Source organism: Kosakonia sp. SOY2 (assembly GCF_027109175.1).
GTDB lineage: Bacteria > Pseudomonadota > Gammaproteobacteria > Enterobacterales > Enterobacteriaceae > Kosakonia.
Genome location: NZ_JAPVXH010000008.1, coordinates 75,837 through 86,159 on the forward strand (window position 1 = coordinate 75,837; position 10,323 = coordinate 86,159).

Genomic DNA, 10,323 nt, shown 5'->3' on the forward strand with positions numbered 1-10,323 from the left:
CGCCGGGCGAACACCGTATAATATGCCCCTTACCTGGAGGCGATAATAGACCGCATGAAATACAACGACCTACGCGACTTCCTGACCCTGCTTGAGCAGCAGGGCGAGCTGAAACGCATCACTCTTCCGGTTGACCCTTATCTGGAAATGACGGAAATAGCCGATCGCACGCTACGTGCGGGTGGCCCGGCGTTGTTATTTGAAAATCCCAAAGGTTACACCATGCCGGTGCTGTGCAATTTATTTGGCACGCCGCGCCGCGTAGCGCTGGGCATGGGGCAAGAGGATGTCAGCGCGTTGCGGGACGTGGGCAAACTGCTGGCGTTTCTCAAAGAACCGGAGCCGCCAAAAGGTTTTCGCGATCTCTTTGATAAACTGCCGCAGTTTAAGCAAGTGCTGAACATGCCGACAAAGCGTCTGCGCGGTGCTCCTTGCCAGCAAAAAGTAGTGCAGGGTGATGACGTGGATCTGCGCAACATCCCGATTATGCAGTGCTGGCCCGAAGACGCCGCGCCGCTGATCACCTGGGGGTTGACCGTGACGCGTGGCCCGCACAAAGAGCGGCAGAACCTGGGTATTTATCGCCAACAGCTGATCGGTAAAAACAAATTAATCATGCGCTGGCTTTCCCATCGCGGCGGTGCGCTCGATTTCCAGGAGTGGCAGGCAGCGCATCCTGGCGAACGTTTCCCGGTTGCTGTGGCGCTGGGCGCCGATCCGGCAACCATTCTTGGTGCGGTAACGCCGGTGCCGGATACGCTTTCTGAATATGCTTTCGCCGGGCTTCTGCGCGGCACAAAAACCGAAGTGGTGAAGTGCGTATCCAGCGATCTTGAAGTTCCCGCCAGTGCAGAAATCGTGCTGGAAGGCTATATTGAGCCGGGTGAGATGGCGCCGGAAGGGCCGTATGGCGATCACACCGGTTATTACAACGAAGTTGATAATTTCCCGGTGTTTACGGTTACCCATATTACGCAGCGCGAAGATGCGATTTACCACTCCACTTATACTGGCCGTCCGCCAGATGAGCCGGCAGTGCTGGGCGTGGCACTAAACGAAGTGTTCGTGCCGATCCTGCAAAAGCAGTTCCCGGAAATCGTTGATTTTTACCTGCCGCCGGAAGGGTGCTCCTATCGCCTGGCGGTAGTCACCATGAAGAAACAGTACCCCGGTCACGCCAAGCGCGTGATGATGGGCGTCTGGTCTTTCCTGCGTCAGTTTATGTACACCAAATTTGTGATCGTGTGCGATGACGATGTGAACGCCCGCGACTGGAATGACGTTATTTGGGCGATTACCACCCGAATGGATCCTGCGAGGGATACGGTTCTGGTGGAAAACACGCCGATTGATTATCTGGATTTTGCCTCGCCGGTTTCCGGACTGGGCTCCAAAATGGGACTGGATGCCACCAATAAATGGCCGGGCGAGACCCAGCGTGAATGGGGCCGCCCCATCAAGAAAGACCCGGAAGTTACGGCAAGAATCGACGCCATCTGGGATGAACTGGCCATACTGAACGACGAAAATAGACCCGACAGAGAGAGCGCATGACAACCTTAAGCTGTAAAGTGACCTCGGTAGAGGCCATCACTGATACCGTATATCGTGTCCGTTTAGTGCCGGAGGCGGCTTTTTCGTTCCGCGCGGGCCAGTATCTGATGGTGGTGATGGATGAGCGAGACAAGCGCCCGTTCTCTATGGCCTCGACGCCGGATCAGCATGATTTTATCGAACTGCATATTGGCGCGTCTGAGCTGAATCTCTACGCGATGGCGGTGATGGATCGCATTCTGAAAGATCGGGAAATCGTTATCGATATTCCGCACGGCGAGGCCTGGCTGCGTGACGATGAAGAGCGTCCGATGGTGCTGATTGCCGGTGGTACCGGCTTCTCCTATGTCCGCTCTATTTTGCTGACTTCTCTGGCGCAAAACCCGAATCGTGACATCACCATTTACTGGGGTGGTCGCGAAGAGAAACATCTCTACGATTTAAGCGAGCTGGAAGCGTTGTCGGTAGATCATCCGAATCTGCGTGTTGTGCCCGTCGTTGAGCAGCCGGAAGCGGGCTGGCGCGGCCGCTCTGGCACCGTGCTGGCTGCGGTATTGCAGGATTTCGGTTCGCTGGCCGAGCACGATATCTATATTGCAGGCCGTTTCGAGATGGCGAAAATTGCCCGCGATCTGTTCTGTAATGAGCGCGGTGCGCGTGAAGATCGCCTGTTTGGCGATGCGTTTGCGTTTATCTAAGCCTGTCTTCACCTTTGTCACTCTGGCCGCGCTGGCTGCCTTCGCTTTCCCCGGTCACATAGTTCACTATGCTGCCGGGGAATGATTTATTCCTGCCCTGATCTGCCGCCAGCAGCTTTGATATCGCCTTTCCTCTTTACTCTATGCGGTGGTTGCCTGCCGGATAACAGAAATAAAAAACCCGCCCCTGACAGGCGGGAAGAACGGCAACTAAACCTTCTCTTTACCCTTGACGCCATCGCGTGTTGGCTACTTTCGCTCACCCCGGTTACATACCACTATGCTGCCGGGTATTCACTCAGTTGCCGTCTTGCTCTGGCACCAATGGCTTGACAGACCTTTTCTCTTTGCCCTAATCGCCATCCGCACTGCTGGCTGCTTTTGCTCACCCCGGCTGCGTGCCGGGGATCCGCTCTGTTGCTGCCTTGCTCTGGCGTTCATGGTATTGAGATAGCACTTTTCCTGCCTGAAGCGCTAAACGCGTTCAAACACCGTAGCGATCCCCTGACCTAACCCGATGCACATGGTCGCCAGACCAAATTGTGCGTCTTTACGTTCCATCAGGTTCAGCAGCGTGGTGCTGATACGTGTTCCGGAGCAGCCCAGCGGGTGACCAAGCGCAATCGCGCCGCCGTTGAGGTTGATCTTCTCATCGATCTGCTCCATAAGGCCCAGATCTTTAATACACGGCAGGATCTGCGCGGCAAACGCTTCATTCATCTCAAACAGGTCGATATCGCTGGCGGTCAATCCGGCTTTTTTCAGCGCCAGTTGAGAAGCCGGAACCGGGCCATAGCCCATGATCGACGGATCGCAGCCAACCACCGCCATCGAACGAATGCGCGCGCGCGGCTTCAGACCTAGCTCACGGGCGCGGCTCTCGCTCATCACCAGCATGGCTGATGCACCGTCTGACAACGCGGAAGAGGTGCCAGCGGTAACGGTGCCGCTTACCGGATCAAAGGCCGGGCGCAGCGTTGACAGTGCTTCGACCGTGGTTTCCGGGCGGATCACTTCGTCATAGGTAAACTGTTTCAGTACGCCGTCCGCATCGTGGCCGCCGGTAGGGATTAACTCATTTTTAAACGCACCGGATTGCGTCGCGGCCCAGGCGCGGGCATGGGAGCGAGCGGCAAAGGCATCCTGCATTTCACGGCTGATGCCGTGCATGCGCGATAACATTTCCGCGGTAAGCCCCATCATTCCAGCCGCTTTCGCGACGTTACGGCTCATGCCCGGATGAAAATCAACGCCGTGACTCATCGGTACATGGCCCATATGTTCCACGCCGCCGACCATACAAACCTGCGCATCGCCGGTCATGATCATACGCGCGGCATCGTGCAACGCCTGCATTGAGGAGCCGCAAAGACGGTTAACCGTTACGGCGGGTACAGAATGTGGGATCTCAGCCAGCAGCGCGGCGTTACGGGCAATGTTGAAGCCCTGTTCCAGCGTCTGCTGCACACAACCCCAGTAAATGTCGTCGATGGCGGTGGCGTCCAGCGCCGGGTTACGCGCCAGCAGGCTACGCATCAGGTGAGCGGAAAGATCTTCCGCCCGCACATTGCGAAATGCGCCGCCTTTTGAACGGCCCATCGGGGTGCGAATCGCATCGACAATGACAACGTGTTCCATTGTGACTCCTTAAGCCGTTTTCAAATCGCCCACCGGGCGCGCAGGTTCAACCGCAGGATAGTAAGGTTCGTTGTGGCGTGCTTTTTCACGCAGCCCGGCCGGCACTTCATACAGCGGGCCAAGGTGCTGATAATGCTGCGCCATATCGAGGTATTTCGCGCTGCCGAGCGTATCCAGCCAGCGGAACGCACCGCCGTGGAACGGAGGGAAGCCCAGGCCGTAAACCAGCGCCATATCTGCTTCTGCGGGGCTGGCGATAATGCCTTCTTCAAGGCAACGCACCACTTCGTTGACCATCGGGATCATCATGCGCGCGATAATGTCGTCCTCGCTGAAATCCTGTTTGCCTTTGCTGATTTCCGCCAGCATACCGTCCACGGCGCTGTCTTCTTCTTTCTTCGGTTTGCCTTTGCTGTCTTCTTTATAGCGCCAGAAACCGAGGCCATTTTTCTGTCCAAAGCGGTTAGCGTCGAATAGCGCGTCAATCGCATCGCGATAATCTTTCTGCATTCGCTGCGGGAATCCAGCCGCCATCACTGCCTGTGCGTGATGTGCGGTGTCAATGCCGACGACATCCAGCAGATAAGCCGGGCCCATCGGCCAGCCGAACTGTTTTTCCATCACTTTGTCGACTTTGCGGAAATCCGCGCCGTCGCGCAGCAACTGGCTGAAACCGGCAAAGTAGGGGAACAGCACGCGGTTCACAAAGAAGCCGGGGCAGTCGTTGACCACAATCGGCGTTTTGCTCATTTTGCTCGCCCAGGCCACCACTTTCGCGATGGTGTTGTCAGAGGTTTTCTCGCCGCGAATGACCTCAACCAGCGGCATACGGTGCACCGGGTTGAAGAAGTGCATGCCGCAGAAATTTTCCGGCCGCTTCAGCACACTTGCCAGTTCGCTGATGGGAATGGTGGAGGTGTTGGAGGCCAAAACGGTATCCGGGCGAACCTTGTCTTCTGTTTCCGCCAGCACCGCTTTTTTCACTTTCGGGTTTTCTACCACCGCTTCAACCACCACATCGACACGCTCAAAACCAGCGTATTCCAGCGTTGGCTGAATAGTGGCAATCACGTTCGCCAGCTTCAGGCCATCGATCTTGCCGCGTTCAAGCTCCTTATTCAGCAACTTACCCGCTTCATTAATGCCAAGCGCGAGGGATTTCTCATTGATATCTTTCATTAATACCGGCACGCCTTTCCAGGCCGACTGGTAAGCGATACCGCCGCCCATAATGCCAGCACCCAGCACAGCAGCATGTTTTGGCGTTTCAGTATCTTTGGTGAGTTTCTTCGCTTTGCCTTTTACATACTGGTCATTGAGGAAAATGCCGACCAGCGCGCGGGCTTCGTTGGTATGTGCGAGCGGAACAAAACTCTGGTTTTCCAGCTTCAGCGCTTCTTCGCGGCCAAATCTGGCGGCGGCTTCAATGGTTTTAACCGCAGTGATCGGCGCCGGGTAATGTTTTCCGGCGGTTTGCATCACCATGCCTTTGGCGATGGTAAAGCTCATGGCGGCTTCGATTTTACTCAGCTTCAACGGCTCCAGTTTCGGCTGGCGTTTGGCTTTCCAGTCGAGATCGCCATTAATCGCCTGACGCAGGATCGCCACCGCGCCATCGCGCAATTTCTCCGGTTTGACGATGCCATCGACCAGGCCGATTTTCAGCGCTTGTTCCGCGCCGACATCTTTCCCGGCGGCGATGATCTCCAGTGCGCTATCGGCACCCAGCAAACGTGGCATACGCACCGATCCGCCAAAGCCCGGCATAATGCCGAGTTTGGTTTCCGGCAGGCCAATGCGCAGATCCGGCGTGGCTAAGCGGTAGTCTGTCGCCAGCACACATTCGCAGCCGCCACCGAGGGCATAGCCATTTACGGCGGAGATCGTCGGAACGGGCAGATCTTCCAGACGGTTAAAGACGCTGTTGGCGAAGTGTAGCCATTGGCTCAACTGTTCTTCCGGAACCAGGAACAGGGAGAGGAACTCGGTGATATCGGCACCGACAATAAAGGCCGCTTTTTCCGAGCGTAGCAGCAGCCCTTTTAAATCTGATTGCTTTTCCAGCACGCCTACCGCTTCGCCAAGGCTGGCGACGGTAGCGGTATCAAGCTTGTTAACTGAGCCAGGCGCATCGAACACCAGTTCGGCGATGCCGTCTTCCAGCCAGTCGAGGTACAGGTTATTGCCTTTGTAGAGCATGTCAGTCTCCTGAATCCAGCGGTGATCTGGTCGTACCAGATGAAGCGGAGTGTGGTTTTTATGTTAATAAAATGCAAACAACTCATTAAAAAAATGCAGCGCCGATCACGCTCGGCGGAAATCACTCAGTTGCAGGCAGGTGTGCTAAGATGCGAAAACTTGAGGTCACAAGAAACAGAAGGAAAAACGATGGACTCACTGGCTGAACTTTATAAAAATCATATTGTTACTTTACAGGAACGCACCCGTGATGTGCTGGCGCGGTTTAAACTCGACGCATTACTTATTCACTCCGGCGAGTTGTTTAACGTCTTTCTTGATGACCACCCTTATCCGTTTAAAGTGAACCCGCAATTTAAAGCCTGGGTGCCGGTAACGCAGGTGCCGAACTGCTGGCTGCTGGTTGATGGCGTGAATAAACCGAAGCTGTGGTTCTACTTGCCGGTGGACTACTGGCACAACGTAGAGCCGCTGCCGACCAGTTTCTGGACCGAAGAGATTGACGTTATTGCGTTGCCAAAAGCGGACGGTATTGGCAACCAACTGCCAGCCGCACGTGGCAACATCGCTTATATTGGACCTGTTGCGGAACGCGCGTTGAGCCTTGATATCGCGGCAAGCAATATCAACCCGAAAGGGGTGATCGATTATCTGCACTATTACCGCGCTTATAAAACCGATTATGAACTGGCGTGCATGCGTGAAGCGCAGAAGACGGCGGTGATTGGTCATCGCGCCGCGCATGAAGCGTTCCAGTCTGGCATGAGTGAGTTCGACATCAATCTCGCCTATCTGACCGCCACCGGCCATCGCGATACTGACGTGCCTTATGGCAACATTGTGGCGCTGAACGAACACGCTGCTGTACTGCATTACACCAGGCTCGACCATCGCGCACCGGCGGAAATGCGCAGTTTCTTGCTGGACGCTGGCGCGGAGTACAACGGCTATGCCGCTGACCTGACCCGTACCTGGGCGGCGAACAGCGACACCGATTACGCGCAACTGGTGAAAGACGTTAATGATGAACAACTGGCGCTGATTGCCACCATGAAAGCGGGTGTCAATTACGTGGAGTACCATGTGCAGTTCCATCAGCGCATCGCGAAGTTGCTGCGTCGCCACCAAATCATCACCGATATCAGTGAAGAAGCCATGGTTGAGGAGGACATTACCGGGCCGTTTATGCCGCACGGTATTGGTCACCCGCTTGGCTTGCAAGTGCATGATGTCGCTGGTTTTATGCAAGACGACAGCGGTACGCATCTGGCTGCGCCATCGAAATACCCGTATCTGCGCTGCACGCGTGTGATGGAACCGCGCATGGTGCTGACCATCGAGCCGGGTATTTACTTTATTGAGTCGCTGTTAGCGCCGTGGCGCGATGGCCCGCTCAGCAAGCACTTTAACTGGCAGAAGATTGATGCGCTGAAACCGTTTGGCGGCATTCGTATTGAAGATAACGTGGTTATCCACGAAAACGGTATTGAAAACATGACGCGGGACCAGAAGCTGGCGTAATGGAGAGCTGGCTGATCCCGGCGGCACCGGTCACCTTTAGCGAGGAGATCAAAAAGAGCCGCTTTATTACGCTGCTGGCGCATACGGACGGTGTTGACGCAGCAAAAGCGTTTGTTGACGCGGTTCGGGCGGAACATCCGGACGCGCGTCATCACTGTGTAGCGTGGGTCGCTGGCGCGCCGGATGATTCGCAGCAGTTAGGCTTTTCTGACGATGGCGAACCGGCAGGCACGGCGGGTAAACCGATACTCTCGCAGTTAATGGGCAGCGGTATCGGCGAAATTACCGCCGTAGTTGTGCGATATTATGGCGGCGTGCTGCTGGGAACCGGTGGGCTGGTGAAAGCTTATGGCGGCGGGGTGCAGCAGGCGTTAAGCCTGTTAACCACCGTCCGCAAAATGCCATTAACCGAATATACTTTGTGGTGCGATTACGCACAGCTCGCCGGAGTTGAAACGCTGCTTGGGCAATTTGAGGGGAAAATTGTCGCAAGCGAGTATCAGGCCTCCGTGCATCTGCGAGTGGCGCTTCCTCACAGCAGACTGGACGCATTTTCAGCAAGGCTTGCGGATTTTAGTCGTGGCGCATTGCAATTGTTAAAAACTGAAGAATAATCCCCCACCTGATTTTCTGAACACCTAAGGAAGCGGCAGAGATGCAATTTCGCGCCATAACCCGAATCGTTGGACTGCTGGTTATCCTCTTTTCCGGAACGATGATCTTACCCGGACTGGTAGCCCTTATTTACCGCGATGGTGCGGGTCGTGCATTTACCCAGACCTTTTTCGCTGCGTTGGTAATTGGCTCCATCCTGTGGTGGCCAAACCGTCGGGAGAAAAAGGAACTGAAATCCCGCGAAGGCTTTTTGATCGTCGTGCTGTTCTGGACCGTGCTGGGGAGTGTGGGTGCGCTGCCGTTTATTTTCTCGGAAAGCCCGAACCTGACGGTGACCGACGCCTTTTTTGAATCCTTCTCTGGTCTGACGACAACCGGAGCCACCACGCTGGTGGGTCTGGATTCGTTGCCGCATGCCATCCTCTTCTACCGCCAGATGCTGCAATGGTTTGGTGGTATGGGGATCATTGTCCTGGCGGTCGCGATACTGCCGATTCTGGGCGTGGGGGGGATGCAGCTTTACCGCGCGGAGATGCCAGGGCCACTGAAAGATAACAAAATGCGTCCGCGTATTGCCGAAACGGCAAAAACGCTGTGGCTTATTTATGTGTTGCTGACCGTAGCGTGCGCGCTGGCGCTGTGGTTTGCCGGGATGCCCGCTTTTGACGCCATCGGCCATAGCTTCGCGACCATCGCCATTGGCGGCTTCTCGACACATGATGCCAGCGTGGGTTATTTCAATAGCCCCACCATTAACACCATCATTGCTATCTTCTTATTGATCTCCGGCTGTAATTACGGCCTGCACTTCTCTTTGCTGAGCGGGCGCAGCCTGAAAGTTTACTGGCGCGATCCTGAATTCAGAATGTTTATCGGCGTGCAACTGACGCTGGTGGTGATCTGCACCGTGGTGCTGTGGTTCCACGATGTTTACAGCTCTGCGGTAACGACGGTGAATCAGGCTTTCTTTCAGGTGGTGTCGATGGCAACCACTGCCGGGTTTACTACTGACAGTATTGCGCGTTGGCCGCTGTTCTTGCCGGTGCTGCTACTGTGTTCGGCGTTTATTGGTGGCTGTGCGGGTTCTACCGGTGGTGGTTTGAAAGTGATCCGTATATTGCTGCTGTTCAAACAGGGTAACCGCGAGCTGAAACGTCTGGTCCACCCGAATGCGGTTTACAGCATTAAGCTGGGGAATCGCGCTTTGCCGGAACGTATTCTTGAAGCAGTGTGGGGATTCTTCTCTGCTTATGCGCTGGTGTTTATTGTCAGCATGCTGGCGATTATCGCCACAGGCGTGGATGACTTTTCTGCTTTTGCTTCCGTTGTCGCCACGCTGAATAACCTGGGGCCAGGGCTGGGCGTAGTTGCTGATAATTTCGCGAGCATGAACCCGGTGGCGAAGTGGATCCTCATCGCGAATATGCTGTTTGGTCGCCTTGAAGTCTTCACATTGTTGGTACTGTTTACCCCAACTTTCTGGCGTGAATAAGGGAGTGTGACGTGAAAACATTGATTCTATTTTCGACCCGGGATGGGCAAACGCGGGAAATCGCCTCTTATCTGGCGTCCGAGCTGAAAGAGCTTGGTGTCTATGCTGATGTGGTGAACCTGAACCGTACGCCAGATATTGAATGGGATAACTACGAGCGCGTGGTGATTGGTGCATCTATCCGTTACGGCCATTTCCACCCGGCGCTGGCGAGCTTCGTGAAAAAGCACCTGCAGCAGCTGAATGCGCTACCAAGTGCGTTCTACTCCGTTAACCTTGTTGCGCGTAAGCCTGAGAAAAGCTCTCCGCAAACCAATAACTATACCCGTAAATTTTTGCTCTCTTCACCGTGGCAGCCAGATCAGTGCGCGGTATTTGCCGGTGCGTTGCGTTATCCACATTATCGTTGGTATGACCGCTTGATGATTCAACTGATTATGAAGATGACCGGTGGCGAAACGGATCCCACCAAGGAAGTTGTCTATACCAACTGGCAGCATGTGGCGAGTTTTGCCCGCGAAATCGCTCAATTAAAATGCAAATCGACCGATTAGCGGCCGTTACGACTGAAAATTAAGCGAACGAAAACTTTTTTTAAATTTATGC

At 54.9% G+C, this 10,323-nt stretch carries 8 protein-coding genes; 6 read left to right on the forward strand and 2 right to left on the reverse strand.

Annotated features, from left to right (window positions below):
• Positions 1 to 45: 45 nt before the first annotated feature.
• Both ubiD and fre read left to right on the forward strand, forming a co-directional pair.
• Complete coding sequence (gene ubiD / locus O3S68_RS23230) at positions 46 to 1,554, forward strand: 4-hydroxy-3-polyprenylbenzoate decarboxylase (RefSeq protein WP_170956385.1); 1,509 nt, start codon at positions 46 to 48, stop codon at positions 1,552 to 1,554.
• Positions 1,551 to 2,252 (forward strand): NAD(P)H-flavin reductase, encoded by a 702-nt coding sequence (gene fre, locus O3S68_RS23235; RefSeq protein WP_017459763.1) that lies wholly within the window; start codon positions 1,551 to 1,553, stop codon positions 2,250 to 2,252. The genes ubiD and fre overlap by 4 nt, the downstream gene beginning before the upstream one ends.
• A gap of 474 nt (positions 2,253 to 2,726) precedes the next feature.
• On the opposite strand, the gene fadA is transcribed toward fre, so the two are convergent.
• Both fadA and fadB read right to left on the reverse strand, forming a co-directional pair.
• A complete protein-coding gene (gene fadA, locus O3S68_RS23240) occupies positions 2,727 to 3,890 on the reverse strand; it encodes an acetyl-CoA C-acyltransferase FadA (protein WP_020456046.1) in 1,164 nt (387 codons plus the stop codon).
• A 9-nt stretch (positions 3,891 to 3,899) separates the two neighbouring features.
• Positions 3,900 to 6,089, reverse strand: coding sequence for a fatty acid oxidation complex subunit alpha FadB (gene fadB, locus O3S68_RS23245; protein WP_269232628.1), 2,190 nt, complete (start codon positions 6,087 to 6,089; stop codon positions 3,900 to 3,902).
• Between the two features lie 189 nt (positions 6,090 to 6,278).
• On the opposite strand from fadB, the gene pepQ reads away from it, so the two are divergent.
• Genes pepQ through hemG form a run of 4 tightly spaced genes read left to right on the forward strand, consistent with a single transcriptional unit; the run spans position 6,279 to position 10,271 of the window.
• Positions 6,279 to 7,610, forward strand: coding sequence for a Xaa-Pro dipeptidase (gene pepQ / locus O3S68_RS23250; RefSeq protein WP_160271381.1), 1,332 nt, complete (start codon positions 6,279 to 6,281; stop codon positions 7,608 to 7,610).
• Positions 7,610 to 8,224: an IMPACT family protein gene (locus tag O3S68_RS23255; RefSeq protein ID WP_020456049.1), complete on the forward strand. Its 615-nt coding sequence runs from the start codon at positions 7,610 to 7,612 to the stop codon at positions 8,222 to 8,224. Before pepQ ends, O3S68_RS23255 begins: the two co-directional genes overlap by 1 nt.
• A 41-nt stretch (positions 8,225 to 8,265) precedes the next feature.
• On the forward strand, positions 8,266 to 9,717 hold the full coding sequence (gene trkH / locus O3S68_RS23260) for a Trk system potassium transporter TrkH (protein ID WP_020456050.1): 1,452 nt from the start codon (positions 8,266 to 8,268) through the stop codon (positions 9,715 to 9,717).
• An 11-nt stretch (positions 9,718 to 9,728) separates the two neighbouring features.
• Positions 9,729 to 10,271, forward strand: a complete 543-nt coding sequence (hemG, locus tag O3S68_RS23265; protein WP_020456051.1) for a menaquinone-dependent protoporphyrinogen IX dehydrogenase — start codon at positions 9,729 to 9,731, stop codon at positions 10,269 to 10,271.
• Positions 10,272 to 10,323 lie beyond the last annotated feature (52 nt).

Coding starts and splice junctions, on each gene's coding strand:
- fre (WP_017459763.1), top strand. CDS start 1,551: ATGACAACCTTAAGCTGTAAAGTGACCTCGGTAGAGGCCATCACTGAT.
- O3S68_RS23255 (WP_020456049.1), top strand. CDS start 7,610: ATGGAGAGCTGGCTGATCCCGGCGGCACCGGTCACCTTTAGCGAGGAG.
- fadA (WP_020456046.1), bottom strand. CDS start 3,890: ATGGAACACGTTGTCATTGTCGATGCGATTCGCACCCCGATGGGCCGT.
- pepQ (WP_160271381.1), top strand. CDS start 6,279: ATGGACTCACTGGCTGAACTTTATAAAAATCATATTGTTACTTTACAG.
- trkH (WP_020456050.1), top strand. CDS start 8,266: ATGCAATTTCGCGCCATAACCCGAATCGTTGGACTGCTGGTTATCCTC.
- fadB (WP_269232628.1), bottom strand. CDS start 6,089: ATGCTCTACAAAGGCAATAACCTGTACCTCGACTGGCTGGAAGACGGC.